Below are 26,965 nucleotides of genomic sequence, written 5' to 3' on the forward strand. Positions count from 1 at the left end.
CTGAATGGGCCCTCGTTCCGTGAATCAGCGCCCAACACCGGAGGGGAGAGTCAGCCGACGGGGGGTGCGGTGGGGGGTTTGGGGGCGGGGCTCTGCTCGGTGGTCTCGCCGGTCCGCTGCTCCTTCTCGCCGAACGACTGCCGGACCAGGCGGTTCGCCTCCTCCTGCTCGATGCCGGAGGCCACCATCAGGTCACTGGCGGTCGTCCGTACCTGCGCGATCACCACGCTGCCGGAGAAGCCCACCCCCTCGGAGTACGCCCGGCCGGCCTCGCTGACCGCGCGCAGCGACCGCTCCCGGGCCTTCTCCGGCTCCTCCCCGGCGGCGAACTCGTGCCGGAGCAGGCGTACCGACTCGGCGAGGTGAGCGACCGCGTCGGGCATCGGTTCGGGGATCGGTTCCTCGTCCTCGATCATGGTGACGGAGCGGCGGATCAGCGTTCCGCTGTTGCGCATCGCCCGGTCGATCGGGTCGGCCGCCTCGGCGTAGTGGGTCAGCTCGCTGCGCCGGTGCCAGCGGGCCGGCGAGATGGTGGTGGTCTCCTTGGCGCCCTCGATCGCCTCGGAGAGCGCGGCCAACTCCTCCTTGTTCTCCCGCAGCCGGAACAGCGCCTGCTGCGCCGCCTGCCGGTCCCGTCTTCGCAGCGCCTCCGCGCACGCGTCGAGCTGCTGGGAGAGCAGGTCCAGCGCCGGCCGGGCGGCCCGGTTGATCACCCGTAACGGGTTCAGCGGCAACAGCAGCGCGGTCACCAGCAGAGCTATACCGCCCCCGATCGCGGCGTCCACGAAGCGCGGGATCTCGATGTTCTGGGTGGACGGCTTGAGCGTCACGATCAGCACGGCGGTCGCCGCCGCCTGGATCACGATGGCCACGCTGCCCCCGGCGAAGATGGTCAGCAGGATCGCCGCGGTCACCACCGCGCCGAGCTGCCAGGCGCCGGTGCCGAGCAGATAGATCAGGAAGTCACCGACGGCGACGCCGACGGCCACTCCGATGATCAGTTCCACGGTCCGGCGGAACCGCTGGCCGACCGAGGCGGCCAGGGTGCCCACCGCCGAGATCGGCGCGAACACCGGTTGCGGGTTGCCGAGCAACCGGTGGGCGACCAGGTAGGACAGGCCGGCGGCGAGCCCGGCCTGCAGCGCCAGGCCGAAGGCGGTCCGCACCCGGTGCAGCCGGTCGTGCAGGGTGGCCTTGCTCCGGTGCCGCAGCTCCTCCATCGCCTCGGCGATCCGCGCCCCGTCGACGTCGACCAGCCCCTCGCGCAGCCGAGTGCGTCGCATGAAGGGCAGTCGTCGGTCCCGGGCCACGGCCATGGCCGGTACTACCCGTCCCGCACCGGCTGAATCCTGCCGGGACGGGTGTGGGGCAGACTGCACCGGTGGTGGAGCTGATCGAACGATGGCGGGAGGCGGCCGGCGCGGCGGGGGCGGCCGACCCGGATGGCGTCGAGCGGGCCGGGTCCCGGCTGCTGGCCGCCTGGCAGGAGCCGCACCGGCACTACCACAGCGTGCCGCACCTGCGGGCGGTGCTGGACGTGATCGACGCGTACGCCGGGTCGGCCCGCCGCCCCGAGCTGGTCCGGCTGGCGGCCTGGTGCCACGACGCGGTCTACGACCCGCGGGCCGGCGGGGACGCCAACGAGCGGGCCAGCGCGGAGCTGGCCGGGGAACTGCTCGCCGACGCCGGGCTGCCGGCGGCTGCGGTGGCCGAGGTACGCCGGCTCGTGCTGCTCACCGCCGGGCACGCGGTGCCGCCCGGAGACCGCGACGGCGCCCTGCTCTGCGACGCCGACCTGGCGGTCCTCGCGGCCCCGCCCGCCGCCTACGAGCGCTACGCCGCCGCCGTCCGCCGGGAGTACGCCCACGTGCCCGACCCGGCCTTCCGCGCCGGCCGGGCACGGGTGCTGGAGGCCCTGCTGGCTCTCCCCGCCCTCTACCGTCTCCCCGGCCCGCACGCCCGCTGGGAGTCCCCGGCCCGCGCCAACCTCGCCCGCGAGCTAGCCGCCCTGCGCTGACGGCGATCCGGCGGCTGCGGTACCGACGATGGGCGCACCTCGGCCCGTACGGGCAGCCGGAAGTGCGAGATCGCGCAGCCGGGGGGTGGGTGGGCGGTGCAGGTGCTTGGGGCGGCGGAGGCCGGCATCGCGGAGGAGGCGGACGATCTCGCGGGAGGGGACGACCCGGGCGCCGAGCCAGACGGCCACCGGGAAGCGTTCCGCCGGCAGGTCGTAGTGGTCGCGGTCGAAGGCCCGGCGGGGTGCGCCCAGCGCCTCGGCGAAGGCGTGCAGTTCGGCGTACGAGACGTCGCTGACCAGGTGCGACCAGAGCCGGCCCCGCCAGGGCACCGAAGGCCGGTCCACGTACAGCATGGCGACCAACGGTACGCCCGGTTGATGATCACCGCCGACACGACCTAGCCTTCCCGGCATGGCCGCCAACCTCCTCCTCGACGAGCTGCGGGCCGCCCTCGGTGACGCCGCCGTGCTGACCGACCCGGACCTGTTGCGCACCCACGAGCGGGACGAGGCCGACCTCTGCGCGGCGGGTACGCCGCTGGTGGTGGTGCGCCCGCGCGGCACCGCGGAGGTGGCGGCGGTGGTCCGCGCGGCGGGCCGGCACGGCGCGCCGGTGGTGCCGCAGGGGGCGCGCACCGGGCTGGCCGGCGCGGCGAACGCGGTCGACGGCGCGGTGCTGCTCAGCACGGTGGCGATGGACCGGATCCTGGAGATCGATCCGGTCAGCCGGATCGCGGTGGTGCAGCCCGGGGTGGTGAACGCGACGCTGGCCGGCGCGGTACGCAAGCACGGCCTGTACTACCCGCCGGACCCGGGCTCGTGGGAGTCCTCCACCATCGGCGGCAACGTCGCCACCAACGCCGGCGGGATGTGCTGCGTCAAGTACGGCGTGACCACCGAGTACGTGCTCGGCCTGGAAGTGGTGCTCGCCTCCGGCGAGGTGCTGCGCACCGGTCGGCGCACCGCCAAGGGGGTCGCCGGGTACGACCTGACCCGGCTGTTCGTCGGCTCCGAGGGCACCCTCGGGGTGATCACCGAGGTGACCGTCTCACTCCGGCCGGCGCCGGAGGAGTCGCTGACCCTGGTCGCGGTCTTCCCCACCACCGCCGCGGCCGGTACGGCGGTCGCCGGGATCGCCGAGCGCGGGCTCACCCCGAGCCTGCTGGAGCTGCTGGACCGCACCCACCTGCGGGCCATCGAGGCGTACCGGCCGATGGGGCTGCGCACCGACGCGCAGGCGCTGCTGCTGGCGGCCGTGGACACCGGCGCCCGGGCGGCGGACGACCTGGCCCGGCTCGCCGAGGTGTGCGAGGCGGCCGGCGCCGACGAGGTGTACGCGGCCACCGACGCGGCCGAGGCCGCCGCCCTGCTCCAGGCCCGGCGGCTGGCCCACCCGGCGATGGAGCGGTTCGCCGCCGACACCTTCCCGGGCGGCAACGGCGGTCTGGTCATCGACGACGTGGCGGTGCCCCGCGGGGCGCTCGCCGCGCTGCTGGACGGGGTGGCCCGGATCGCCGAGGAGTGCTCCGTGCCGATCGGTGTGGTCGGGCACGCCGGTGACGGCAACCTGCACCCGAACATCGTGGTCGACCGCGCCGACCCGGCCAGCGTGGCGCGTGGCCGGCAAGCCTTCGACGAGATCATGCGGCTCGGCCTCGAACTCGGCGGCACCTGCACCGGCGAGCACGGCGTCGGGCTGCTCAAGCGGGACTGGCTGGCCCGCGAGATCGGCCCGGTGGGGGTCCGCGTGCACCAGGCGATCAGGGCGGCGCTCGATCCGGCGGGGCTGTTCAACCCCGGCAAGGTGTGCTGAACGTCAGCCCTTGTCCTCGGCCGGCGTGGTCTGGGTGAGCAGCAGCAGGATCTCGTAGGCCACCGCCGGCTTCGGCTCGCCCGGGCAGGCCTGGGTGGTGATGGTCAGCCTCGGTGTGATCAGCAGGCTGGAGGTCAACGCGTCGATGCAGCCCTGCTTGTACTGCCGGGCCTCGTCGGTCTCCTCCGCCAGGGCCGGGTCGGCGAGCATCCGCTGCAACCGCTGGGTCTGCTCCGGGTTGAGCTGACCCGTCGAGTCGACCCCGTCACCGGCGCAGTCCTTGCACTGCCACCGGCCGCTCGGGTCCACGTCGAGGGTCCGGACCGGACCGTCGAGGCCGAGCTTCTGCACCAACGACACCCGGCGCCCCGGCGCCCCGGTCGCGCCGCCCTGGCCGGGGCTGGTGCCGCCCTCAGCACGGCCGAACAGCGAACAGCCGGTCAGCTGGACCGCCAGCAGCAGGCTGGCGGAGAGCGCGACGACGCGCGACCATGATGGGCGAACCACGCCCGGCAACCTACCCCTCCGTAGGTAGCGCCGGGTACCCTCCAGACCGACGTTACCCGCCGGTCACCGCGCGGACGGCAGCTCCGCGCTGTCGCCGTCGACGCCCCGGTCGGCCGTGAACCCGCGTACGTCCGGCGCGCCCAGCAGGGCCGCGTCGGCGGCCACGTCGTCCGGCATCTCCTGGGACAGCTTCTCCGCCTCGACCCGGGCCCGGTAGTGGGCGACCTCACGGGCGCGGGCCGCCTCGTCCCAGCCGAGCACCGCGCCCATCAGCTCCGCGGCGTGCTCCGCCGACTCCAGGCCGCGGTGACTGGTCTCGAACGAGATCCGGGTACGCCGGGTCAGCACGTCCTCCAGGTGCAGCGCACCCTCGGCGCGGGCGGCGTACGTCACCTCGGCGGCCAGGTACTCCGGGGCGCCGTCCAGCGGGGAGCCGAGCAGCGGGTCGGCGTCGACCAGGGCGAGCAGGTCACGGGTGAGCGTGCCGTACCGCTCCAGCAGGTGCTCCACCACGCCCACCGGCATGCCGTGCCGGCGGGCCAGGTCGGCCCGGTCCCGCCACATCGCCGCGTACCCGTCGGCGCCGAGCAGCGGCAGGTCGGCGGTGCGCGACGGCCGGGTCCAGCCGAGCCGGTGCACCGCCCGGTCGACCACGTCGGAGGCCATCACCCGGTAGGTCGTGTACTTGCCGCCGGCCACCAACAGCAGCCCGAGCATCGGCTCGACCACCGCGTGCTCCCGGGAGAGCTTGGAGGTGGAGTCCGCCTCGCCGGCCAGCAGCGGGCGCAGCCCGGCGTAGACACCCTCGATGTCGTCGGTGGTCAGCGGCCGGTCCAGCACCGTGTTGACCTGCTCCAGCAGGTAGTCGATGTCCTTGGCGGTGGCCGCCGGGTGGGACCGGTCCAGCCGCCAGTCGGTGTCGGTGGTGCCGATGATCCAGTGGCCGCCCCAGGGGATGACGAAGAGCACGCTGCTTGCCGTCCGCAGGATCAGGCCGGTCTCGCCGGTGATCGCCGAGCGGGGCACCACCAGGTGCACACCCTTGGAGGCCCGGACCCGCACGCCGGGGCGCAGCCCGACGTCGTTGAGCATCCGGGACATGTCGTCGCTCCACACGCCGGTCGCGGCGATCACGGTGCGGGCGCGTACCTCGAACTCGGCGTCCGGTGAGCCGGCGGGCGCCTCCAGGTCGCGGACCCGGACCCCGGTCACCTCACGGGCCTGCCGGATCAGCCCCACGGCCCGGGCGCTGGTCACCACGGTCGCCCCGAGGCTGGCCGCGGTGCGGGCCAGGGTCACCACCAGACGGGCGTCGTCGACCTGACCGTCGTAATAGCGGATCGCGCCGGCCAGCTTGTCGGTCCGCAGGCTCGGGAAGGTCCGGTGGGCGCCCTCGCGGGTGAGGTGCCGGTGCAGCGGCATGCCGCGCCCGCCGCCGAACACTCCGGCGAACGCGTCGTAGGTGGCCACCCCGGCGCCGTAGTAGGACCGGCGGAAGAACCGTCGGGGCAGGTCCCGCAGCCCGCCCTCGGCGGGCAGCGGGACCAGGAACGGCACCGGCCGCACCAGGTGCGGGGCGAGTCGGGTGGCGAGCAGCCCGCGCTCGGTCAGCGCCTCGTGGACCAGGTGGAACTCCAACTGTTCCAGGTAGCGCAGGCCACCGTGGATGAGCTTGCTGGACCGGCTGGAGGTGCCGGCGGCGTGGTCCCGCGCCTCCACCAGGGCCACCTTGAGCCCGCGGGACGCGGCGTCGAGCGCGGCTCCGGCTCCGGTCACCCCGCCGCCGATGACCAGTACGTCGAACCGCTCGGCGCGGAGTCGGCGCAGGTCGTCGGCGCGGCGTTCGGCGGAGAGCTGACCGGCCACGGATCGGGACACATTGGGGTCACGCACCTGTCCACGGTAACCGTCCGGGCGCTCCGACGGCACCTGCCCGCCGGGCCGTACGGTGATGCCCATGACGGTCGGTCCGCCCGCAGCCCCGCCTCCGCCGGTCCACGGGTCCCGAGGGGGTGGGCCGTGGCCGGTGGTCGCCGCCGTCTTCACCGGCGTCTGGGCGGTGCTGGTCACCGTGCTGGGCCAGGTCGCCGGCTGGGTGCTCGACCAGGCGGTGCTGACCACCGGCCGGGACCGGGTGGTGCCGGTGTGGCCGGTGGTTGCGGTGGCCACCGTGCTGCTGGTGGGCGCGCCGACGCTGGCGCTCGCGCTGCTCCCCCGCTCCCCGGCGGTCCGGGCCACCGGCCGGGCCTGGCTGGTCGGCACGCTCGCGCTCGGCGCGACGACCCTGCTCCGGGCCCTGCCGCCGGTGCATCAGGAGGCGTATCTGGCCGCGCTGGCCGCCACCGCCGGCCTGCTGGCGCTGGTGGTGACCCGTTGGCCGCGCCGCCCCGCCGCCGCGGAGCCGGCCGGTGCCGCCGGCCGGGCAGGCGCGGGCGGCCCGGCGCCGGCCCGTCAGCCGCGGCCGGACGTCGCGCCCGGCGGCCGGCGGTCCGGTGCGGTCCGGCTGCTTGCGGTCGCCGCCGGCCTGGCGATGCTGCTGCCCTGGGCCTGGGTCGGCGCCCTCGGGGGTGCCCTGGAGACGGTGCTCGCCGGGCTCGCCGCCGCCGCGCTCGGAGCGCTCGCCGGGACGCTGCTCGACGCCGCCTTCTGGGGCCCGTTCGCGGTCGGCTCGCCGCCCCGGCCGGCCCGGCTGGTGCTGGTCGGCGGGCTGGTGGCCGGGGTGGCCCTGGTGCTGCTGGCCGGCGGGGCCGGGCAGTCCGGGGCGCAGCTGCCCGGGCTGTTCCTGCTGCCGCCGCTCGGGTTCGTGCTGGGCGCGCTGGACGCCGCGGCCCGCCACGCCGGCGGGCCGGCCGGGCGCGCCCCGGTCCGCTGGCTGGTCGGCCTCGCACTGTTCGGCCCGCTCGCCTTCGCCGACCCGGAGGAGATCACCCTCCTGCTGGCGACCAGCCGCGACGTGCCGTTCTGGGTCGCGGTCGCGACCGCCGCCGCGCTCGCCGTCGCGGTCCTGCTCGCCGTCGGGTACGGCGTGCCGCTGGCCCGGTCCCGGGCCCGCGCGCCCCGGCGCGGGGTGGCCGGGCTGGTCGCGGCGGGCCTGCTCGCCGCCGTGGCGGTGGTGTACGTCGTCCCCGGCCAGCCCGGCTGGTACGGCGAACGGCTGCTCGTGGTGCTGCGCGAGCAGGCCGACCTGACCGGGATCCCGACCGGGGCGCCCGGCCGGGCCGGCCGGGACGCCCGTACGGCCGAGGTCTACCGGCGGCTGGTGGCCACCGCCGACCGGACGCAGGGCGACCTGCGTCGCGAGCTGGCCCGGCTGCGCCTGCACCCCACGCCGTACTACCTGGTCAACGCCATCGAGACGGACGGCGGGCCGGCGGTGCGGTCCTGGCTTTCCGGGCGGCCGGAGGTGGCCCGGGTGCTGGTCAGCCAGCGGCTGCGCCCGCTTCCGGCAGCACCGCCCCCGGCCCGGGGTGACCAGCCCGCACCGACCGGTCCGGCCTGGAACGTCTCGCTGATCGGCGCGGACCGGGTCTGGTCCGAGCTGGGCGTCACCGGCGCGGGTGTGGTGGTCGGCAGCTCCGACTCCGGGGTGGACGGCCGGCACCCGGCACTGGCTGCCGGCTTCCGGGGCGGCGGCGACTCCTGGTACGACCCGTGGGAGCACACCCGCACGCCCGGCGACCGGGGTGGGCACGGCACACACACCGTGGGCAGCGCGGTGGGCCGGGAGGGCATCGGGGTGGCCCCCGGGGCGCAGTGGGTCGGCTGCGTCAACCTGGAGCGCAACCTGGGCAGCCCGGCCCACTACCTGGACTGCCTCCAGTTCATGCTGGCCCCGTTCCCGGCGGGCGGCGACCCGTTCACCGACGGGCGGCCCGGACGCGCCCCGGACGTGCTGACCAACTCGTGGGGCTGCCCGTCGATCGAGGGGTGCGATCCGGGGGCGCTGCGGCCGGCCACCGCCGCGCTGGCGGCGGCCGGGATCCTCGTGGTGGCCGCCGCCGGCAACACCGGCCCGTACTGCGGCTCCGTGGCCGACCCGCCGGCCCCGTACCCGGACGTGCTGACGGTCGGCGCGGTCGACGAGTCGCGCCGGCTCACCCGTTTCTCCAGCCGGGGTCCCGCCGCCGGAGGGCGGGCCAAGCCGGACCTGGTCGCGCCCGGAGCCGGGGTGACGTCCGCGTTTCCCGGCGGCGGTTACGCCACCCTCGACGGCACCTCGATGGCGACTCCGCAGGTGGCGGGGGTGGTGGCGCTGATGTGGTCGGCGAACCCGGCGCTCATCGGCGACCTGGCCCGGACCCGGCGGATCCTGCTGGACACCGCCGCCCCGGCCGGCGTGCCGCCGGGCACGGAGCGCTGCGGCGGTGACCGGGATCTGGTCGGCGCGGGGCTGGTCGACGCGTACGCGGCGGTCCGGGCCGCACGAGCGGAAGGCTGAACGCCCTCTGTTAGGAACCCTGCCTGATGTTCTAGGGTCGGCGACCATGAACGTGGAGATCATCGAGCTGGACCGGGACCGCCTGCCCGCGGTCGTCGACCTCTGCCGGCGGGCCCTCGACCTGCCGGAGGACGCCGTCGAGGCGCCGGCCATCGTGGACACCCTGGCCGATCGCGCGGCGGCCGACCGGCCGGTGCTACGGCTCGGCGCGGTACGCGCCGGCGAGTTGATCGGGGTGCTGGTCGGCTCGGTCTCGGCGCGGGACCCCCGGCTCGGTCACGTCGACCTGGTGGCGGTGGCGCCGCCGGAGCGACGGCGGGGCGTCGGGCGGGCCCTGCTGAGCGAGGCGGAACGGCGGCTGGCCGGCCGCGGCGCGACCGAACTGCTGCTCGCCGGGAACCCGCCGTACTACGCCTGGCCGGGCATCGACGTGCGGTACACCCCGGCGGTCTGCGCCGCGCTGCGCCTCGGCTACCGGCAGGACCGTACCGCCTGGAACATGACCGCTGACCTGGCGGCGGGGTCTCCGGCGCTGCGCTCGACGGAGGCCGCCGAGCGCCGGCTGGCCGACGGCGGTGTCACGGTGCGGCGGGCCGAGCCGGCGGACCTGCCGGCGTTGGCCGCGTTCGCCCGGGAAAACTTCGGCGGGACGTGGGACGGCGAGCTCGCCGGCTCGCTGGGCCGGCCGCACGCGGGCGCGCACCTGGCCGAGCGGGACGGCACGCTCCTCGGCTTCGCCGCGTACGGTTCGTCCCGGCCGAGCTGGTTCGGTCCGATGGGGACGGCCCCGGCGGCCGAGGGCTCGGGGATCGGCGGCGTGCTGCTGCGCCGCTGCCTGCTCGACCAGGCGGCGGCTGGGTTCGAGGCGGCGCAGATCGGCTGGGTGGGCCCGGTGCCGTTCTACTCGCAGGCGGCGGGGGCGCGGATCGAGCGGGTGTTCTTTCTCTACCGAAAGGAGCTTAACGGACAAAAGTAACGTACCGTCATTTCGCCTCCCCGGTCATCGACCGCACCCTACCGTCGGTTCGTAGAGGAGGCAGCCATGACCATGGAAGACGAACGTACCGACGACCCGGCGGTGAGCTGGCGTCCGGTCGACGAACTCCCCGGGCAACTGCCGTTCGACCGGCTCGACTACGGCGACGCCGAGCAGCTCGCGGAGATGACCGGCGGCGGGGAGCCGGCCACCGAGGAACCGCTGCAACCGGTGGACGAGCCGATCCGCATCCCGCCGCCGTACGACCGCACGCACAAACGACGCAACCAGCGGCGGTTGCCGGGCTGAGCGCGACGGAACGGGGGCGGACCGCTGACGCGGCCCGCCCCCTTTCGGCGTACTGGTGGAGCTGGACTCAGAAGTCCATGTCCCCGCCGCCCGGGCCAGCCGGGGCAGCCGGGGTCTTCTCCGGCTTGTCCGCCACGACGGCCTCGGTGGTGAGGAAGAGCGCCGCGATCGAGGCGGCGTTCTGCAGCGCGGAGCGGGTCACCTTGGCCGGGTCGATGATGCCCGCGGCCAGCAGGTCCACGTACTCGCCGGTCGCGGCGTTGAGGCCGTGACCCGGGTCGAGGTTGCGGACGTGCTCGACGACGACGCCACCCTCCAGGCCGGCGTTGACGGCGATCTGCCGCAGCGGGGCGTCCAGCGCGATCTTGACGATCTGCGCGCCGGTCGCCTCGTCACCGGCCAGGTCCAGCTTGTCGAAGGCGGTCTTGCCGGCCTGCACCAGCGCGACGCCACCACCCGGGACGATGCCCTCCTCGACGGCGGCCTTCGCGTTGCGGACGGCGTCCTCGATGCGGTGCTTGCGCTCCTTGAGCTCGACCTCGGTGGCCGCGCCGACCTTGATCACCGCAACGCCACCGGCCAGCTTGGCCAGCCGCTCCTGCAGCTTCTCGCGGTCGTAGTCGGAGTCGCTCTTCTCGATCTCGGCCCGGATCTGGTTGACCCGACCCTGGATCTGCTCGGCGTCGCCGGCACCGTCGACGACGGTGGTCTCGTCCTTGGTCACCACGACCTTGCGGGCGCGGCCCAGCATGTCGAGGCCGACGGCGTCCAGCTTGAGGCCGACCTCCTCGCTGATGACCTGGCCGCCGGTGAGGATGGCGATGTCGGCCAGCATGGCCTTGCGACGGTCACCGAAGCCCGGCGCCTTGACGGCGACCGACTTGAAGGTGCCGCGGACCTTGTTGACCACCAGGGTCGCCAGGGCCTCACCCTCGATGTCCTCGGCGATGATCAGCAGCGGCTTGCCCGACTGCATGACCTTCTCCAGGATCGGGAGCAGGTCCTTCACCGAGGAGATCTTGCTGTTGACGATCAGGATGTAGGGGTCGTCGAAGACGGCCTCCATACGCTCCGGGTCGGTCATGAAGTAGGCGGAGACGTAGCCCTTGTCGAAGCGCATACCCTCGGTGAGCTCCAGCTCCAGGCCGAAGGTGTTGCTCTCCTCGACGGTGATGACGCCTTCCTTGCCCACCTTGTCCATCGCCTCGGCGATGATCTCGCCGACGCTCGGGTCTGCGGCGGAGATGGAGGCGGTGGAGGCGATCTGCTCCTTGGTCTCCACGTCCTTGGCGAGCTTCAGCAGCTCCTCCGAGACGTTGGCCACGGCGGCCTCGATGCCCCGCTTCAGGGCCATCGGGTTGGCACCGGCGGCCACGTTGCGCAGGCCCTCCCGGACCAGGGCCTGGGCCAGGACGGTCGCCGTCGTCGTGCCGTCACCGGCGACGTCGTCGGTCTTCTTCGCGACCTCCTTGACCAGCTCGGCGCCGATCTTCTCGTACGGGTCCTCGAGCTCGATCTCCTTGGCGATGCTCACACCATCGTTGGTGATGGTGGGGGCACCCCACTTCTTCTCGAGCACGACGTTGCGGCCCTTGGGGCCGAGCGTCACCTTCACGGCGTCGGCGAGCTGGTTCATGCCCCGCTCGAGGCCGCGGCGCGCCTCTTCGTCGAACGCGATCATCTTGGCCATACGGCGTTGTCCTCCTGGACACTCACGGGCCAACCGGGGATTCCCCGGATGGGCCGCCTGGTGTACGCACCTTGGGGACGTCGCCACCTGGCGACGACGACGTCTCCTCGGTCGGGCCGGACAGCCCGCGACGACCGGCCCCGTGCCGCTCCGACGCCATCGAGACGCCGGGCGCGGCCGTGGCCCTACCGCCCCGACCATTGGCACTCACCGCATGCGAGTGCCAATGACCTGTTTAGCACTCTCCCTAGCCGAGTGCAAGCACGATGCCCCCGCTCAGCCGAGTTCCGCAGCGAGTCGGGCGGCGTTCACGGGACCTTCGTGGGCACGCTGCTCGGTGTACGTGACGAGCAGCCCGACGAGTTGCACCAGGTAGGCCGGGACGGCCAGCACCGCGCCCGCCACCGCCACCAGCACGGCGCCCACGGCGGTGCCCGGGGCGGACATCGGGTCCACGCCGTACCCCAGCTGGCCGAGCGCGCTCAGCACGGCGTTGGCCAGACCCACGACGAGGAGCGCGGCCAACACCAGCGAGACCCGCCCCAGCACCGCCCCGAACCGCTTGTGGAAGATCCCGAACGAGCGCCCCATCGGGTCCTGCCGCTCGAAGAGGTAGACCGGGCCGAACAGGGCCGCCGCGAAGATCACGTAGATCCCGGGGAGCACGCAGGCGCAGGAACCCACCATGATCAGCAGCGAGGCGAGGAGGGTCCAACCCCAGAGGCCCACGGCCCGGCGCCACCCGTACCGGAAGGCGGACCCGACGGTGGCCGGCTCGCCGGCCGCCTGCCGGGTGACCAGCCAGGTGCCGGCGGCCCAACCGGCGGCCTGGAGCGGGCCGAAGATCAGGGCGGCGAGCAGCATCGCCCCGTAGAGGGCGAACACGTCGCCGAAGTACCCGTCCGGCAGGACGAGGGTGCCCTGCGGCCCGGCGACGGGCTGACCGGTCGGAGCGAGGCCGACCGAGAGGATCGCGATGACCGCCGCCGGCAACCCCTGGGTGAGCAGCATGATCGGCAGCAGCTGCCGCCAGTCGCGGCGCAGCACACCGGCGCACCGGGCGAACCAGCCGCCGAACCCCGCGTGCGGGGGCGGGACCAGCGGGTCATTCGGGTCGCCCCCCGGGTACCAGCCGTAGGGCTGCCCGGGGTACGCCCCGCCGGGCATCGGAGCGACCGGGGCCGGCCACGACCAGCCGTGCGGCTGCCCCGCCGGATCACCCGGGTAGGCCCCCCAGGGCTGCCCGCCCGGCGCGGTCGGATACCCCGCTTGACCCGGCGCGACGAACCCCGGCCCGACCGGCGCGGGCTGACCCGGGATGGTGGAGTCCGACCGGCCGGGACCGGGCTGACCAGGCGCGGCGAACCCGGGCGGGCCGGGCAGGGTCGGATCGCCGGGCTGCGCCGGCACGGCCGGCCAGCCGGGCTGCCCCGGCCACGCCGGAACCGTCGGGGTGAACTCTCCGGACGTGACGCGGTGGTCCGCATGCCCCGCTGGGGCCGGCGCGGCGGCCGGCGGTGTCGACGGGGTCGGGTCGACCGGGTAACCGGACGACGCCGGGGGCACCGGCTCGATGGGGCCCGACGGGGGCTGGTCGGACATGAACCCTCCTCAGCGGCGATGGCTGGAACGGCTCACGATCTTCCCTGGTGCGCGCCCGCACCGCAGCCCCTGATCGGGGTCGAAAGCCGCCGAGGAGCGGCGAGGGGATCAGGCGATGACGCGGACCCGCTCGGCCTGCGGACCCTTCTGGCCCTGGGCGATCTCGAACTCGACCCGCTGGCCGTCGTCCAGCGCCTTGTAGCCGTCCATTTCGATCGCGGAGAAGTGGACGAAGACGTCCTGCCCGCCGTCGACGGCGATGAAGCCGTAGCCCTTTTCGGCGTTGAACCACTTGACGGTGCCCTGTGCCACGGTGCACTTCCTCACTCTGCGCGGCGTACCACAACCCGGAAGCCGGCGAACCGGCACCGGCGGACCACCGTTTCGGCGATCGGCGACGGCCGCTGAATCGGTGACCGAAATCGCACGCTACACGAAGCGTGACGACACCGCACGACCACAAATCGGGCATATTTCGGCCAGCATCGGGCCCGGCCGGATGCCACCCGCGGACGCTCCGGTATTCATGCAACATGACCAGCGCGCCCACGATGACCGCGGTCGGTACCGCGACCGTCCGCCGGATCCGTCGGGAGGACGCCGCCCGGATGCGGGCGCTCCGGCTGGAGATGCTCGCCGATTCGCCCCTGGCGTTCCTGGAGACCGTGGCGGAGGCCGCCGCCCGCCCGCACGCCGAGTTCGCGTCCCGGATCACCGCCGTCTCCCAGGGCAACAGGAGCGCCCAGTTCATCGCCGATCCGGGTGGCCGCTTCGTCGGACACGCCGGCGGCGTCGCCGCCCCGGACGAACCGGGGCTGACCGTCATCCACGCCGTCTACCTCACCCCGGCCTGGCGCGGCAGCGGACTGCTCGGCGCGCTGGTGGACCGGGTGGCCGCCTGGTCACGGGCGTGCGGCCGGCCCGACCTGTTGATGGAGGTGGTGGTCGGCAACGACCGCGCTTACCGGGCCTACCAGAAGCTGGGCTTCATCGACACCGGCGTCCGCGTCCCGCACCCCCGGATCCCCGCCCTCACCGAACTCCAGATGCGCCGCCCCGCCTGACACCCCGGCGGCCCGAGCCTGCGCGACCAGGCCCGACCGGACGGGTTTCCGGGGCAGGCCGCCTCGCGCAGGGATCAAGCCTGACCGCCCGGAGCGAGGTGGCCGGCCCCGGAAACCCGAGAAAGCAATTCAGACGTGCCGGCGGCTCTGCACGATCCGGAACCGGTTGGACACGTACGCCCCGTCGGTCAGCGCCGAGTTCGCCGCCGGGTTCGCCCCGGAGCCGTGGAAGTCGGAGAACGCCGCCGACTGGTTGACGAACACCCCGCCGGTGAGGTTGCAGGACAGGTGCACGCCGGCGTCGATCGCCGCCGCCTCGGCCGCGTCGAGCACCGCCTCGTCGGTGGAGTAGACCGCCGCGGTGAGCGCGCCCTTCTCCCCCACCGTCTCGCGCAGGATGCGCAGGCTGTGCTCGGTCGAATCGGTGGCGATGGCGAACGAGATCGGCCCGAACCACTCCCGCGAGTAGGTCGCGGTGTCGGCGGCGTCCAGCTTCACGATGCTCGGGGTACGCACCACCGCGCCCGGGAAGGACGGGTGCTCGACGGTCCGCGACTCCAGCACCGGCTCGCCGACCTTGGTCACCTCCTCCAGCCGCTCCAGCACGCCGTCGTTGACGATCGCGCCGGTCAGCTCGACGCCCCGGGCCGGGTCGGCGGTGAGCTTGCCGACCGCCGCGGCGATACCGGCGGCCACCTCGTCGAAGCTCTTGTGCCCCTGGTCGGTGGAGATGCCGTCCCGGGGGATGAGCAGGTTCTGCGAGGTGGTGCACATCTGCCCGCTGTACAGGGTGAGGGTGAAGCCCAGGTTGCGGCAGAGGCCGACGAAGTCGTCGGTGGAGTCGATCACGACCGTGTTCAGGCCGGCCTTCTCGGTGTAGACGGCGGCCTGCCGGGCGTTGGCCTCCAGCCAGTCGCCGTACTCGGTGGAGCCGGTGAAGTCGACGATCTTGACGGCCGGGTGCAGGGCCAGGGTCGAGGCGAGCTTCTCGCCGGCCGCCTCGGGGGCGAGCTGCACCAGGTTCGGGTCGAAGCCCGCCTCGGCGAGCACCTGGCGGGCGTACTTCACGGTGATCGCGAGGGGCAGCACCGCGCGCGGGTGCGGCTTGACGATCACCGGGTTGCCGGTGACCAGCGAAGCGAAGAGTCCCGGGTAGGAGTTCCAGGTCGGGAACGTGTTGCAGCCGATCACCAGGGCCACACCGCGGGGCACCACGTGGAACGTCTTGCTCATCCGCAGCGGGTCGCCCTTGCCGGCGGCCTTCTCCCAGCCGGCGGTCCCCGGGTGGCGGGTCATCTCGGCGTACGCGTAGGCGATCGCCTCCAGAGCCCGGTCGAGCGCGTGCGCGCCGCCGGCCTGGAAGGCCATCACGAACGCCTGACCGCTGGTGAACTGCACCGCGTTGGCCAGCTCGAAGACGTTCTTGTGCAGCCGGTCGAGGATCTCCAGGCAGACGCCCACCCGGGCCTGCGGGCCGGCGTCGCGCCAGGCGGGCAGGGCGGCGGTGGCGGCGGCCACCAGCTGGTCGGCGCCGGCGTGCGGGTAGCGCACGTCCAGCCCCACCCCGAACGGGCTGACCTCGGTGGCGACGGTCCCGCCGCCACCCGCCTGGTCGAGCGGGAAGTCGGCGTTCAGGTACGCCTCGAAGGCGGCCTTGCCGTCGGCGGCGGCGGTCTCGCCGTACACCCGGGGGCTGGGCGACTCGGGGTAGGCGGACCAGTACCCGCGCTCCGTGATCGCGGTCAGCGCCCGGTTGAGGGTGTCGGCGTGCCTGTCGTACAGGGGGTGCGGGGTCTCCGTCATGCCCGCCATCATGCAACAGGAAGCCACCAGATCAGTAGTGGCCTGTCACAACTTCAGATCGTCAGCTGCCAGTCCGTCGAGCCGGCCGCCGGGCGGAAACCGAGCTGCTCGTTGATCGCGATCATGTGCGCGTTGGCCGCCGCGTTGTAGGTGTCGATCACCCGGAGCCCCGGCTCGTGGGCCAGGGCGTGCTCCAGGTTCTCGACCTTGACGAGCAGGCCGAGCCGGTGGCCGCGGTGCGCCGGGTCGACGATGGTGATCTGCTGCCAGGCGTGCCAGGTGGTGGTGGCGTCGAGGCTGAGCTGGCTCCAGGCGACCAGCCGGCCGGACGCCTCGTGCACCGCGCCGACGTTGTGTCGGCGGACGCCCCGGGCGTCCAGCGCCCGCTCCGCCGCCCGGGCCCGCTCCGCGTCCATCCTCTCCTGCTCCCACGCCAGTTCACCCATCGGGGCGTCGAGCAGCAGTCGGCCCTCCAGGTGGGCGACGTCCGCGACGTACTCCTCGGGGGCGTGGTCGCCCCAGCGGATCGTGCGGTAGCCAGCGGCGGCCGCTCGCGCCTCGGCCAGCAGGGCGGCCAGCCGGGACCGGTCGAGCGCGGTCACGTCCAGCCGGCGGCGGACGTCGGAGAGCGCCGGGCGCGCCCCGACCGCAGCCGCGAACGCCGCCCCGGGCAGTTCCCGGCCCTTCTCCCCCGGCAGCGCGGTGACGGTCGGGCCGACCAGCCGTTTTCCGCCGTGCTCCCGCAGCAGCCGCACGCCGTGCTCGTGCAGCGCCCGCCCCACCCCGCGCCGCCGGTACGCCGGGTCCACCACCAGGTCGACGCTGGCGTTCTCGGTGTTGTCCAGGATGTGCAGGTAGAGGCGGAGCCAGCCGACGGGCGCCCCGTCGAGGCGGGCCACCACCCAGCGGGGGTCGATGCCGGGCATCGGATGCCACAGCGGCGCCTCGAACCGCCGCCGGCACAGCGGGGGTAGGTCGGGTTCGTCCACGGCCTGGGCCGCCATCGCGATCCGGTACACCGCGTCGCGGGTCGGCTGATCGTTCGCGTCGAGCGGAGTGACGGAGATGCCCATGCGGGTCAGCCTGCGACACGTACAGCGAGGGGGCCAGCGGTTTTCCCGCCGGCCCCCTCGGACGTTGGTCGGGAGGGACGTCCGCACAACGCCTCCGGCGTTGGGTCGCAAGAACTTGAAAAGCCTCCGGCGGATGCCCTCCCGCACCGAGCATCTTGCGCTGTCCGGTTCCTGCCGTCAAGTCCTTGCCGGCGGGTTTTCCACACTCACAGCAAATCGCCAGTTACCCACCGGATCCCCCCGATCCCCCGCTCGGGCGATCCACCGTCCCCCGCTCAGCCGAGCAGGCCGGCGTCGCGGGCCGCGCGGAGGGAGGGCCGGATGCGGTGGGTGGGACCGACCTCGGTCGCGACCGCGTCGAGAGTCTTCAGGCCCTCGCCGGTGTTGAAGACGACCGTCTCCGCCGCCGGGTCGAGCCGGCCCGACTCGACCAGCTTGCCGAGCACCGCGACGGTGACACCGCCGGCGGTCTCGGCGAAGACGCCGGTGGTCCGGGCGAGCAGCCGGATACCGGCGCGGATCTCGTCGTCGTCGGCGTACTCCATCCAGCCGCCGGTGCGGCGCACCGCCTCCAAGGCGTAGAGGCCGGCGGCGGGGTCGCCGATGTTCAGCGACTTGGCGATGCCGGTCGGCTTGACCGGGTTGATGGTGTCGCGGTCGGCGTGCAGCGCAGCGGCGATCGGGTTGCAGCCGGCGGACTGCGCGCCGAACACCTTCCAGCCGCCGGCCGGCGCCTCGACCAGACCGATCTCGACCAGCTCGGCGAACGCCTTGTCGATCTTCGTGAGCAGTTCGCCGCTGGCCATCGGGATGACCACCTGGGCCGGGATCCGCCAGCCGAGCTGCTCGGCCACCTCGTAGCCGAGGGTCTTGGAGCCCTCCGCGTAGTAGGGCCGGACGTTGACGTTGACGAAGGCGGTGTCCTCGAACTCGTCGGTCTCCACCAGCTCGCCGCAGAGCCGGTTCACGTCGTCGTACGAGCCGTCGATGGCGACCAGGTCACCGCCGTAGACGGCGGTGGTGACCACCTTGCCCTGCTCCAGGTCGCTGGGGATGAAGACCACCGAGGGCACCCCGACCCGGGCCGCGTGGGCGGCCACCGAGTTGGCCAGGTTGCCGGTGGAGGCGCAGGCGTAGCGACGGAAGCCGAGGGCGCGGGCGGCGGTCAGCGCCACCGACACGACCCGGTCCTTGAACGAGTGGGTCGGGTTGGCGCTGTCGTCCTTGACCCAGAGCGGGGCGGTGAAGCCCAGCTCGGCGCCGAGGTTCGGGGCCGCGACCAGCGGGGTCAGCCCCGGGTCGAGGGTCACCCGGGTGGCCGGGGCCTGGCCGGCGGGGAGCAGGGCCGCGTACCGCCAGAGGTTCTTCGGGCCCGCCTCGATCTGCTCCCGGGTGACGGCGGCCAGAGCCGCGGCGTCGTAGTCGACCTCCAGCGGGCCGAAACACTCGTAGCAGGCGTGCTGGGCGGCGAGCGGGTAGCGCGCGGAACAGGCGCGACAGATCAGTGCGCGGGCCGGGCTGAGGGTGGTGTCGATGCCGGACGTGGCGGGAAGCGTCGACGTCATGTCGAGGAGTTCCTCTCATCTTTCCCCGCATCGCCTCGTGCGGCGGGGACGGAATTGGCACCTGCCCGCCGTCGCTCGTCGTCGAGCGCGCGGGTGGTTGCCGGGGCGTCATCGGGCCGTATCCCTCAGCCCCTCTGGATGAGGTATGCAGTTGTGCCGCCGAGTCTATGCACAGTCCACGCGGCTGTCCCCGGCGATTCCCACGCTGTGAGCCACCCCGCCCACCCCACCCCCGAAATCCGCGCAAATTCACGGAAAGAGTGGCCATCCGGCGTCGGATGGCCACTCTTTCCGTGAATCAGCGTCCCGCCGAGGGGATCAGCGGGTGAGGAGGGCGACGGGCTCGGTCACCGCGGGGTGGTCGACCACGGCTGCCGGGGCGGAGGTGGTGGCGGGCTTGCGGGGGCGGGTGGCGAGGTTCGCGACGACCAGCGCGGCGATGGTCAGCGCCGCGCCGGCCAGCTCCACCGCACCGGGCCGGTAGCCACGCAGGGTCTGCACCAGGAACGTGGTCACCGGGACCAGGTTCATGAAGAGTGCGGCGTCGGCCGGGCCGAGCCGGCGTACCCCGGTGTTCCAGGACAGGACCGCGAGCACCCCGGCGACGATCACCGCGTACGCCAGCTGCGGGGCGACCGCGACGAGGTCCGCAGCGGCCGGCGCGTGCTGGAGTCCGGTGAGGTCGGCGACGGCGCTGGCGGCGAGCATCGCGAGCATGCCGGCGACGGAGGTGAGCGTGGTGTAGCGCAGCGGCGAGTACTCGGGGAAACGGCTCGCGCCGTGGGTGTAGATCGCCCAGGCGAGCACCGCGCCGATCATGAGCAGTCCGCCGACCCCGAACTGGCCCAGCCCGTCCAGCCGGCCCCGGGTGATCACCAGGGCCACGCCGACCAGCGCGACAAGCGACATGCCGAGCAACGCCGGCCGGGGCCGTACGCCGTCCCGGACCCACCGGACGAACTGGGTGACCAGCGGCGTGGTGGCGGCGAAGAGGGCGATCTGCTGCGGCGCGGCGTGCCCGAGGGCGAGGTTGGTGAGCACGTTGAAGCCGGCGAAGCCGCCCACGCCGAGCAGCACCACCTCGGTCGCGCGTCCCAGGGCCCGGAAGGCGGCCAGCCCCTCCCGGGCCAGCAGCAGGGCGAGCAGCACGGCCGTGGCGAGCACGTACCGGGCGGCGGTCAGGTTGAGCGCGTCCACCCGGGTGAGCGCGCTGGCCAGGACCGGGAACATGACGCCCCAGCTCAGCACGGCGAAGAGCGGGAAGGCGGCATGACGAGAGCGCATCACAGCTCCTATGTTCGAGTATCGTCGAACCAACGACATCGACCATAGGAGGTTGTTCGACGAATGTCGAACATGGGTTACCCTGGTCACATGGAGCTGCACGAACCCGAGCTGCGGGACGTACCGGTCACCGCTGTGCTGGCGGCCCTGGCCGACGACGTACGGCTGCAGATCGTCCGAGCCCTCGCCGAGGGCGGCGGCGAGTACGCCTGCGGCACCTTCGAGTTCGGCGTGTCCAAGGCGACCCGCAGCCACCACCTCAAGGTGCTGCGCGAGGCCGGTCTGACCCGCACCCGGGTCGCCGGCACCAGCCGGTACGTCCGGCTGCGCCGGGACGAACTGGACCGCCTCTACCCGGGGCTGCTCGACGCGGTCCTCACCACTCGCGCCCCGTCCTGAGCCCGTCCGGCGGCAGCGGCGACGGGCGGCCGGGCGGCCGATGATCCGGGGTGGCGTGGGCCCAGTACCGTGCGGGCACCTTCCCCGAGAGGACCCGCCCGCCCATGCGCCGGACCCTGCCGAGCCTCGCCGCCGTCGCCCTGCTCGGTTTCCTGACCGCCTGCGGGGGTGACTCCGGCGCGATCTCCACCGCGACCAGCACGGTCACCTCGTCGGCCGAGGCCCCGACCGCCCCGGCCGCGTCGGCACCCGCCGCGGTCACCCCCAGCGCCGTCCCGAGCACCGCCCCGACGACGAAGCCGGTCGTCGCCGCCGAGCCGGCCCCGCCCAAGGTGCCGGCGCTCACCTGCAAGCAGCTCGCCGGGGCGCAGCTGGGCAGCGCGAAGGTGCCGTTCAACGGCTACCCGGACTACATCCCGCTGCTCGACGGCGGCTGGAGCGGCGAGGACGGGGCCACCGTCGAGCTGCAGAAGCCGTGCGGCATCGGCGACCTGGACGGCGACGGCGCGGCCGACGCGGTCGGCACAGTGCTGCTGCGCGCCGGTGGGACCGGGCAGTTCTGGAGCGTCGCCTTCTGGCACAACTCGGCCGGCAAGCCGGCCTACCGCAGCCTGGTCGACCTGGGCGACCGGAACCCGGTCACCTCGATCAGCGTCTCGGGCCAGCGGGCCACCGTGGTCTGGCTCACCCGCTCGGACGGCAGGACCATGGCCGAACTGGACATCAGGCGCACCAGCGTCTACCAGCTGTCCGGCACCACGGTCACCGAGGTCAGGCACACCGACGCGCCGTACACCCCCTGACCAGAGGACCCGACGGCGCCCCTCCCCCCTGCCCGCCCGCGCGGCCGGTGCCCGACCGGAGGCGAGGAGCGCGGCGGGCCGGGTGAGCAGCCCGGCGAGCAACAGCGCCCCGCAGACCAGCTGGATCAGCGCTGCCCACCAGGCCGGCCACTCACCGGCCGGGATCGGGTGCCCGCTGCCCCGGTTGCCACCCAGGACACCGAAGACCGACGCCAGGCCGTGGCAGAGGAAGAGCAGCCCCGTCACCGTGCGGAACAGGGACAGGACGGGGCCGTGCAGGCGAGCGGGGTTCATCGAGACCTCCATCGAGGGTTGCGGATGGATGCAGGATGAGCCACGTATCTACAGGCTTGAAGGATTTCCTTCCCGCTGGGAACGCTCCCAACGGCTCGGACCGGTCAGCTGGTGACATCCTTCCGGGTGAACCGCCAGAACGCGAGGCTCCAGAACAGGGTGGCGTAGCAGATCGCCGAGACGGCCCCACGTACCACGTCGTCGGTCTGCGCCGGGGTGGACAACAGCCCCAGCCAGGCGCTGCCGTAGTGGGTGGGCAGCAGCGCGCGCAGCCCACCCAGCGCGGTGATCTGGTCCAGGATGCTGGACAGGATCCAGAGCAGCACCGCCCCGCCGACCGCGCCGAGCGCCGCGTCCGTGGTCACCGAGAGCAGGAACGCCAGGCCGGCCACCACCAGCAGGACGACCGCCAGGTAGCCGAGCACCGCGAACAGGCGCAGCAGGCCGTCGGCCGGAGCCAACTCGGCGGCGACCTGACTGCGCAGCGGGGACCAGCCGTACCGGAGGGTGCCGGCCAGCAGCGCGGTGCCGAAGAGCAGCAGCAGGGCCAGCGCCGAGTACGCGAGCGCGACCAGCAGCTTCACCGCCAGCAGCCGGGCCCGGGGCACCGGGATCGCCAGCAGGTAACGCAGGCTGCCCCAGCTCGCCTCGCTCGCCACCGTGTCCCCGCAGAACAGCGCCACCACCACGACCAGCAGGAAGGACGAGGACACGAAGAGCGAGAACAGGGTGAAGTTCAACCCGCCCCCGGTGGCCAGGTCCACCAGGCTGCCGAACTCGTTGTTCCGGTTCCGGTCCGCGTTGCCGGAGTTGAACTCGAACGCGACCAGGATGATCAGCGGCAGCAGCACCATGAAGCCCAGCGTGAGCTGGGTACGCCGCCGGGACGCCTGCCGGCGGAACTCGGCCAGGAAGGGCAGCGTGGCGGACGGCCGGTAACCCGCCGCCGCACCCGCCCGGTCCACCGTGCCCACCGAGGTCGACCCCGCCATCACCGGTCCCCACTTCCCCGAGAGTTCTCGCCCACCAGGGCGAGGAACGCGTCCTCCAGGCGGCGCCGGGGCACCACCCGGTCCACCCCGATGCCGGCCCGGACCAGCTCGGCCACCACCTCGCTGCGGGCCGTGCCGTTGGTGTCCACGACCAGGCCGCCGTCGCCGTCGGGCAGCACCCGTACGCCGCCGAGCCGGTCGAGCACGGTCCGGGCGGCGTCCGGATCGCTCACCTCGAACAGCACGCTCGGCGACTCGCCGACGATCTCCTCGACCGGGCCCGAGGCGACGATCCGCCCCTTGTTCACCACCACCGCGTGGGTGCAGGTCTGCTCCACCTCGGCCAGCAGGTGGCTGGAGACCAGCACCGCCCGGCCGTCCGTGGCGTACCGCTGCAGCACCCGGCGCATCTCGGCGATCTGCGGCGGGTCCAGGCCGTCCGTCGGCTCGTCGAGCACCAGCAGCTCGGGCAGGCCGAGCATGGCCTGGGCGATGGCCAGCCGCTGCCGCATGCCGTGGCTGTAGTTCCGCGTCCGCCGGTGCACCGACGAGCCCAGGCCGGCGATCTCCAGCGCCGCGTCGAAGTGCGCGTCCGCCCACGGCCGCCCGGTCGCCCGCCAGTACGCCTTGAGGTTGTCCAGACCCGACAGGTGCGGCAGGAAGCCGGGCCCCTCCACCAGCGCGCCGATCCGGGAGAGCACCGGCGAGCCGGGCACCAGCCGGTGGCCGAACACGTAGATCTCCCCGGCGGTCGGCTGGGTCAGCCCCATCAGCACCCGCAACGTGGTGGTCTTGCCGGCGCCGTTCGGCCCGAGCAGGCCGACCACCTGGCCCGGGTGCACCTCGAAGTCCACGTTGGAGACCGCGACGAAGCCGTCCGCGTACTCCTTGCGCAACTCGCGGACGGCGAGCGGGACGTCCGCGTACCTCGGGTGGACGGAGGTGTCCTGGCGGCGGTGCCGGCGGCGGACGACCAGGACGACCACCACCAGCCCGACCGCGATCGCGGCGAGCAGGCCGACCAGCACCCAGCGCCAGAGCGCGGCCGAGGTCGGGATCGGCTCGGCGTCGACGGTGGGCACCGTCAACGCCGCGTCGCCCAGGGCCACCTGGTAGACGGTCGGCTCGGCCGGAGTGGCGTACGCCTGGTCGGAGGTGGCGACCACGACCCGCAGCCGGTGCCCGGCCTCGACCCGGCGGACGATCGCCGGCAGGGTCACCGTGACCGGCTGGGCGGCGTCGACGGTCCGTGGCAGACCGGTCAGCCGGACCGGGGCGACCAGGCCGTCCGGGAGGGTGGCCGCGCCCTTCGGGTCGACGTCGTAGAGCTTGACGAAGAGCACCGCCTCGCCGGTGGGCGAGGCCGCCCGGATCCGTACGGTCGGCGCGCCGACCACGTCGACCGCCTGGGCCAGCGGGGCGGATTCGAACCGGGCGTGCTGGCCGGGGATGTCGCCGGCCACCCGGTCCAGCAGCGAGCCGAGCGCCCCGGCGAACGGCACCGCGGAGATCGCCGCCGGGTTCCCGTTGGGCGGGTTGGCGATGGTCTGTGCCATGCCGGTCAGCGCGACGTCCCGGCGGCCCTGCCCGGTCACCCCCGGGTAGTCGGTGGTCCGGTAGCCGGTGGCCACCAGGCCCCGGTCGAGCGCGTCGAAGCCGGCGATCCGGGAGAAGGTGAAGCCCTGGCCGGGCACCGCACCCTCGCCCTTGACGTAGTGGTCGAGCCACTGCGCGGTCAGGAACTTCACCCGGTCCGAGTCGGACGTCGGCCCCTCGCCGCCGTCGTGGCCGCCGGTGAACCAGGCGACCCGGACCGGGGTGCCGGCGGCGGCGATGCCGCGGGCGTTGGCGTCCGCCTCGGTGAGCGGGAAGAGGCTGTCCGCCTCCCCCTGCACCAGCAGGGTCGGCGACTTGATCCGGTCCAGCACGCCGGCCGGGGAGGAGCGCCGGAGCAGGTCCACCGCCGCCTGGTCGGCCCGGCCGGTGGTGGCGATCCGCAGGTACGCGGCGCAGACGTCGGCGGCGAACCGGCCACAGGCCGGGTCGGCCGCCCCGCCCGGGGCCCGACCCGAGCCGGTGCCCGGTCCGGCACCGGGCCGCGGGCTGGGCGCGCCGGCCGAGGCGGGAGCGCCTCCGGGCTGCCCGGCCGTGGTGCCGGAGACGCCGGACGGGCCGGAGCCGGCGTTCCCGCCGCCGCCGAAGAAGATGCCCGCCCAACCCTTCTTGAACACGCCCTCGGTGGGCGCCTTGCCGGTGCTCTCCGGCAGGAAGGCCCGGGACAGGTCGTTCCAGGTGATCATCGGGACGATCGCGTCGACCCGGCGGTCCTGCGCGGCCAGCAGCAGCGCCAGGCCACCGCCGTACGAGCCGCCGACCACGCCGACCCGGGGGTCACCGGCGGCGTCGAGCCGGATGTCCGGGCGGTCGGCGAGCCGGTCGAGCAGCCGCTGGGCGTCCCGCACCTCGTAGTCCGGGCTGTCCAGGTGGATCTCGCCCCCGCTGCGGCCGAACCCGCGGGCGGTCCAGGTGAGCACCGCGTACCCCTGGGCGACCAGGTCCTCGGCGTCGGTGCGGACCGACTCCTTGGTGCCGCCGAAGCCGTGCGCCAGCAGCACGGCCGGCACCCGGTGCCGGGACGAGGCGTCCCCGGGCAGGTAGAGCGTGGTGTCCAGGTCGACCGGCTGGTTCCCGTCCGGTCCGGAGCGGACGGTCACCAGGGCCGACTCGGTCCGGAAATCGGGTCGCTGCGGGCGGGCCGCCCAGGCCACGGCGGCGGCCACCAGCACCACCACCGCCACCGCGGCGACGAGCCGGCGGCGGCGGGTGGCCAGGGCACGCCGCGCGGCGGCCAGCGGTGATCTCATGCGGCACACGGTACGGGCCGGAAGCTGAGCGTCGCCTGAGATCCGCCGTACGTCCGTCCGGTTGCACCGTTCGGCGCTGCGGTTCCGTCGACCGCCGAAGGTCCAGAGACAGCTCAGCGGGATGAATTCGAATCCCGCGAATTCACATCACGCTCGCGAATCACCGTCGATCCGGGCATCCCGACGGCCACTGCGGACGCTGCGTGTCGACATGATCAGCGGGACGTGACGCGACCCGAAGTGACGTGAAGCTGACTCAGCGACGGCGGTCACACCCGCATGCAGGTCGGCTACTTTCCGGTCCGGTGAACGGGACCGCGTACGGCGACCCCCGGCCACCGGAGCGTCACCCGCCGTCGCCGGAGGAGACAGACCATGACCGTCCCCGCGCCGCGGGTCCGTCGACGGCCCTCCGTGGCGGGCCGTGCCCTGCCGCTGCTGCTCGTGCTGGCGCTGCTGGCCCCGCTGGGGCTGCTCTTCGCGCAGACCGACCGGCACACCGGCAACGACCGCGACCTGGCGGCCCGGGAACGGCTCGGCGTGCGCTACCTGCGCGCGCTCGGCCCGGTGACCGACGCGCTCGTGGAGGCCCAGTCCGACGCGGTCGCCGGGCGGCCGGTCTCCCGGGCGGCGCTCGCCAGCGCGGTCGAGCGGGCGGCCGAGGTGGACAGCGCCGTCGGGGACGAACTGCGCAGCCACGACCGCTGGAGCGGGCTCCGGGCCAAACTGGAGGCGGTGCCGGACCATGGGCTCACCGACCCCGAGGCGGCCTACCAGGCGTACGGGGAGGTCAACGACCTGCTGCTGGCCCTGCACCGGAAGGTACGGGAGAGCTCGGGCCTGATCCGCGACCCCCGGTCGGACTCGTTCTTCCTGCAGGACGCCGTCGGCGGTGACCTGCCCGAAGCGATGGTCGCCGCCGGCCGGCTCGCCGACCTGGCCACGCTGGCGGCCCGGCGGCCCGCCGCCGACCGGGCGAAGAGCGTCACCGAGCTGGCCGGCCTCCGGATGACCGCGCTGGCACCCGCCACCGACCTGGTCGCCGACCTGCGGACGGCGGTGGAGAGCTCGGAGAGCACCGACCTGGGCTCCACCGTGCTCACCCCGCTGGACACCTACCAGCGGTCCGTCGAGGCGCTCGCCGCGTTCTCGGCACCGGACCCGAGGTCGGGAGGCGGGCCGGCCGACCCGAGCCGGCTCACCGCCGCCCGGCTCACCGCCCACACGGCCGCCAAGCAGCTTCAGCCGGTCATCCTCGACCAGCTCGACGCGCTGCTCAAGGCGCGGCTCCACCAACTCGACCGGGATCGCCGGCTGGCGCAGGCCGCGGTCGGGGTGGCCGGGGTGCTGCTCGTCCTCCTGGCCGGGACGCTGCTGGCCGCGCTGCGCCGGGCGCGTCGCCGGGCCGCCGTGGAGCCGCAACGCTCCGACGCGCCCGCGCCGGACCCAGGCGGGCCGGGCCAGGGCGGGCC

The 26,965-nt window shown here is 74.1% G+C and carries 22 protein-coding genes, 1 pseudogene and 1 riboswitch; of the genes and pseudogenes, 9 read left to right on the forward strand and 14 right to left on the reverse strand.

The features are described from left to right. Window positions 1–50: 50 nt before the first annotated feature. Window positions 51–1,283 (reverse strand): FUSC family protein, encoded by a 1,233-nt coding sequence (locus ACL02O_RS12305; protein ID WP_412818153.1) that lies wholly within the window; start codon window positions 1,281–1,283, stop codon window positions 51–53. A gap of 98 nt (window positions 1,284–1,381) precedes the next feature. Between ACL02O_RS12305 and ACL02O_RS12310 the strand changes: the two genes are divergently transcribed. After that, on the forward strand, window positions 1,382–2,017 hold the full coding sequence (locus tag ACL02O_RS12310; RefSeq protein WP_412818154.1) for an HD domain-containing protein: 636 nt from the start codon (window positions 1,382–1,384) through the stop codon (window positions 2,015–2,017). On the opposite strand, the gene ACL02O_RS12315 is transcribed toward ACL02O_RS12310, so the two are convergent. Continuing rightward, window positions 2,000–2,371, reverse strand: coding sequence for a DUF4031 domain-containing protein (locus tag ACL02O_RS12315; RefSeq protein ID WP_412818155.1), 372 nt, complete (start codon window positions 2,369–2,371; stop codon window positions 2,000–2,002). The two genes, ACL02O_RS12310 and ACL02O_RS12315, sit on opposite strands and share 18 nt — an antisense overlap. 58 nt (window positions 2,372–2,429) lie before the next feature. On the opposite strand from ACL02O_RS12315, the gene ACL02O_RS12320 reads away from it, so the two are divergent. Further along, entirely contained in the window at window positions 2,430–3,830 is a 1,401-nt protein-coding gene (locus tag ACL02O_RS12320) for an FAD-binding oxidoreductase (RefSeq protein WP_412818156.1), read from the forward strand. A 3-nt stretch (window positions 3,831–3,833) separates the two neighbouring features. Here the strand turns inward: ACL02O_RS12320 and ACL02O_RS12325 are convergent, their stop codons facing one another. Both ACL02O_RS12325 and ACL02O_RS12330 read right to left on the reverse strand, forming a co-directional pair. Continuing rightward, window positions 3,834–4,337 (reverse strand): hypothetical protein, encoded by a 504-nt coding sequence (locus ACL02O_RS12325; RefSeq protein ID WP_412818157.1) that lies wholly within the window; start codon window positions 4,335–4,337, stop codon window positions 3,834–3,836. A 63-nt stretch (window positions 4,338–4,400) separates the two neighbouring features. Further along, entirely contained in the window at window positions 4,401–6,215 is a 1,815-nt protein-coding gene (locus tag ACL02O_RS12330; protein WP_412818177.1) for a glycerol-3-phosphate dehydrogenase/oxidase, read from the reverse strand. A 73-nt stretch (window positions 6,216–6,288) separates the two neighbouring features. On the opposite strand from ACL02O_RS12330, the gene ACL02O_RS12335 reads away from it, so the two are divergent. From ACL02O_RS12335 to ACL02O_RS12345, 3 genes are all read left to right on the forward strand, one after another. Then, entirely contained in the window at window positions 6,289–8,775 is a 2,487-nt protein-coding gene (locus ACL02O_RS12335) for a S8 family serine peptidase (RefSeq protein ID WP_412818158.1), read from the forward strand. Window positions 8,776–8,821: 46 nt separating this feature from the next. Continuing rightward, window positions 8,822–9,751 (forward strand): GNAT family N-acetyltransferase, encoded by a 930-nt coding sequence (locus ACL02O_RS12340; protein WP_412818159.1) that lies wholly within the window; start codon window positions 8,822–8,824, stop codon window positions 9,749–9,751. A 66-nt stretch (window positions 9,752–9,817) separates the two neighbouring features. Next, window positions 9,818–10,060, forward strand: a complete 243-nt coding sequence (locus ACL02O_RS12345) for a hypothetical protein (protein ID WP_412818160.1) — start codon at window positions 9,818–9,820, stop codon at window positions 10,058–10,060. A gap of 67 nt (window positions 10,061–10,127) precedes the next feature. On the opposite strand, the gene groL is transcribed toward ACL02O_RS12345, so the two are convergent. From groL to ACL02O_RS12360, 3 genes are all read right to left on the reverse strand, one after another. Continuing rightward, window positions 10,128–11,750 carry a chaperonin GroEL gene (gene groL / locus ACL02O_RS12350; RefSeq protein WP_412818161.1) on the reverse strand — a complete coding sequence of 541 codons (1,623 nt, stop codon included), beginning with the start codon at window positions 11,748–11,750 and terminating at the stop codon, window positions 10,128–10,130. Window positions 11,751–12,026: 276 nt separating this feature from the next. After that, window positions 12,027–13,352, reverse strand: coding sequence for a hypothetical protein (locus ACL02O_RS12355; RefSeq protein ID WP_412818162.1), 1,326 nt, complete (start codon window positions 13,350–13,352; stop codon window positions 12,027–12,029). A 108-nt stretch (window positions 13,353–13,460) separates the two neighbouring features. After that, window positions 13,461–13,664 (reverse strand): cold-shock protein, encoded by a 204-nt coding sequence (locus ACL02O_RS12360; RefSeq protein WP_013288855.1) that lies wholly within the window; start codon window positions 13,662–13,664, stop codon window positions 13,461–13,463. Window positions 13,665–13,885: 221 nt separating this feature from the next. Here ACL02O_RS12360 and ACL02O_RS12365 point away from each other — a divergent pair, with 221 nt between their 5' ends. Beyond that, a complete protein-coding gene (locus ACL02O_RS12365) occupies window positions 13,886–14,416 on the forward strand; it encodes a GNAT family N-acetyltransferase (protein ID WP_412818163.1) in 531 nt (176 codons plus the stop codon). Between the two features lie 129 nt (window positions 14,417–14,545). Here the strand turns inward: ACL02O_RS12365 and paaN are convergent, their stop codons facing one another. The 4 genes from paaN to ACL02O_RS12385 all read right to left on the reverse strand — a co-directional run bounded on the left by paaN (window position 14,546) and on the right by ACL02O_RS12385 (window position 20,141). After that, window positions 14,546–16,219 (reverse strand): phenylacetic acid degradation protein PaaN, encoded by a 1,674-nt coding sequence (paaN, locus tag ACL02O_RS12370; protein WP_412818164.1) that lies wholly within the window; start codon window positions 16,217–16,219, stop codon window positions 14,546–14,548. 53 nt (window positions 16,220–16,272) lie between these two features. Next, window positions 16,273–17,292 carry a GNAT family N-acetyltransferase gene (locus ACL02O_RS12375; protein ID WP_412818165.1) on the reverse strand — a complete coding sequence of 340 codons (1,020 nt, stop codon included), beginning with the start codon at window positions 17,290–17,292 and terminating at the stop codon, window positions 16,273–16,275. Between the two features lie 275 nt (window positions 17,293–17,567). After that, window positions 17,568–18,857: a threonine synthase gene (gene thrC, locus ACL02O_RS12380; protein WP_412818166.1), complete on the reverse strand. Its 1,290-nt coding sequence runs from the start codon at window positions 18,855–18,857 to the stop codon at window positions 17,568–17,570. 12 nt (window positions 18,858–18,869) lie between these two features. After that, window positions 18,870–19,002, reverse strand: a riboswitch (SAM riboswitch). 173 nt (window positions 19,003–19,175) lie between these two features. After that, window positions 19,176–20,141 carry a DMT family transporter gene (locus tag ACL02O_RS12385; protein WP_412818167.1) on the reverse strand — a complete coding sequence of 322 codons (966 nt, stop codon included), beginning with the start codon at window positions 20,139–20,141 and terminating at the stop codon, window positions 19,176–19,178. Between the two features lie 90 nt (window positions 20,142–20,231). Here ACL02O_RS12385 and ACL02O_RS12390 point away from each other — a divergent pair, with 90 nt between their 5' ends. Both ACL02O_RS12390 and ACL02O_RS12395 read left to right on the forward strand, forming a co-directional pair. After that, on the forward strand, window positions 20,232–20,540 hold the full coding sequence (locus ACL02O_RS12390) for an ArsR/SmtB family transcription factor (RefSeq protein WP_412818168.1): 309 nt from the start codon (window positions 20,232–20,234) through the stop codon (window positions 20,538–20,540). A gap of 104 nt (window positions 20,541–20,644) precedes the next feature. After that, window positions 20,645–21,343, forward strand: coding sequence for a hypothetical protein (locus ACL02O_RS12395; protein WP_412818169.1), 699 nt, complete (start codon window positions 20,645–20,647; stop codon window positions 21,341–21,343). A gap of 54 nt (window positions 21,344–21,397) precedes the next feature. On the opposite strand, the pseudogene ACL02O_RS12400 reads toward ACL02O_RS12395, so the two are convergent. The 3 genes and pseudogenes from ACL02O_RS12400 to ACL02O_RS12410 form a co-directional block, all read right to left on the reverse strand. Further along, window positions 21,398–21,637: pseudogene (locus tag ACL02O_RS12400) on the reverse strand (DoxX family membrane protein); the annotation flags it as partial. Between the two features lie 104 nt (window positions 21,638–21,741). After that, complete coding sequence (locus ACL02O_RS12405; protein WP_412818170.1) at window positions 21,742–22,629, reverse strand: ABC transporter permease; 888 nt, start codon at window positions 22,627–22,629, stop codon at window positions 21,742–21,744. Beyond that, window positions 22,629–25,493: an alpha/beta fold hydrolase gene (locus tag ACL02O_RS12410; RefSeq protein ID WP_412818171.1), complete on the reverse strand. Its 2,865-nt coding sequence runs from the start codon at window positions 25,491–25,493 to the stop codon at window positions 22,629–22,631. The genes ACL02O_RS12405 and ACL02O_RS12410 overlap by 1 nt, the downstream gene beginning before the upstream one ends. A 375-nt stretch (window positions 25,494–25,868) precedes the next feature. Here ACL02O_RS12410 and ACL02O_RS12415 point away from each other — a divergent pair. Next, window positions 25,869–26,965 (forward strand): hypothetical protein (locus ACL02O_RS12415; protein WP_412818172.1); only part of this gene is annotated, 1,097 nt, incomplete at its 3' end.

This window comes from Micromonospora mangrovicola, from assembly GCF_047200535.1.
Lineage (GTDB): Bacteria > Actinomycetota > Actinomycetes > Mycobacteriales > Micromonosporaceae > Micromonospora.

What these genes read in the sequence shown, in the direction of transcription:
- ACL02O_RS12305 (WP_412818153.1), bottom strand. Translation starts at nt 1,283, where the DNA reads ATGCGACGCACTCGGCTGCGCGAGGGGCTGGTCGACGTCGACGGGGCG.
- ACL02O_RS12315 (WP_412818155.1), bottom strand. Translation starts at nt 2,371, where the DNA reads ATGCTGTACGTGGACCGGCCTTCGGTGCCCTGGCGGGGCCGGCTCTGG.
- ACL02O_RS12320 (WP_412818156.1), top strand. Translation starts at nt 2,430, where the DNA reads ATGGCCGCCAACCTCCTCCTCGACGAGCTGCGGGCCGCCCTCGGTGAC.
- ACL02O_RS12335 (WP_412818158.1), top strand. Translation starts at nt 6,289, where the DNA reads ATGCCCATGACGGTCGGTCCGCCCGCAGCCCCGCCTCCGCCGGTCCAC.
- ACL02O_RS12340 (WP_412818159.1), top strand. Translation starts at nt 8,822, where the DNA reads ATGAACGTGGAGATCATCGAGCTGGACCGGGACCGCCTGCCCGCGGTC.
- ACL02O_RS12345 (WP_412818160.1), top strand. Translation starts at nt 9,818, where the DNA reads ATGACCATGGAAGACGAACGTACCGACGACCCGGCGGTGAGCTGGCGT.
- groL (WP_412818161.1), bottom strand. Translation starts at nt 11,750, where the DNA reads ATGGCCAAGATGATCGCGTTCGACGAAGAGGCGCGCCGCGGCCTCGAG.
- ACL02O_RS12355 (WP_412818162.1), bottom strand. Translation starts at nt 13,352, where the DNA reads ATGTCCGACCAGCCCCCGTCGGGCCCCATCGAGCCGGTGCCCCCGGCG.
- ACL02O_RS12365 (WP_412818163.1), top strand. Translation starts at nt 13,886, where the DNA reads ATGACCAGCGCGCCCACGATGACCGCGGTCGGTACCGCGACCGTCCGC.
- paaN (WP_412818164.1), bottom strand. Translation starts at nt 16,219, where the DNA reads ATGACGGAGACCCCGCACCCCCTGTACGACAGGCACGCCGACACCCTC.
- ACL02O_RS12375 (WP_412818165.1), bottom strand. Translation starts at nt 17,292, where the DNA reads ATGGGCATCTCCGTCACTCCGCTCGACGCGAACGATCAGCCGACCCGC.
- thrC (WP_412818166.1), bottom strand. Translation starts at nt 18,857, where the DNA reads ATGACGTCGACGCTTCCCGCCACGTCCGGCATCGACACCACCCTCAGC.
- ACL02O_RS12385 (WP_412818167.1), bottom strand. Translation starts at nt 20,141, where the DNA reads ATGCGCTCTCGTCATGCCGCCTTCCCGCTCTTCGCCGTGCTGAGCTGG.
- ACL02O_RS12390 (WP_412818168.1), top strand. Translation starts at nt 20,232, where the DNA reads ATGGAGCTGCACGAACCCGAGCTGCGGGACGTACCGGTCACCGCTGTG.
- ACL02O_RS12395 (WP_412818169.1), top strand. Translation starts at nt 20,645, where the DNA reads ATGCGCCGGACCCTGCCGAGCCTCGCCGCCGTCGCCCTGCTCGGTTTC.
- ACL02O_RS12405 (WP_412818170.1), bottom strand. Translation starts at nt 22,629, where the DNA reads ATGGCGGGGTCGACCTCGGTGGGCACGGTGGACCGGGCGGGTGCGGCG.
- ACL02O_RS12410 (WP_412818171.1), bottom strand. Translation starts at nt 25,493, where the DNA reads ATGAGATCACCGCTGGCCGCCGCGCGGCGTGCCCTGGCCACCCGCCGC.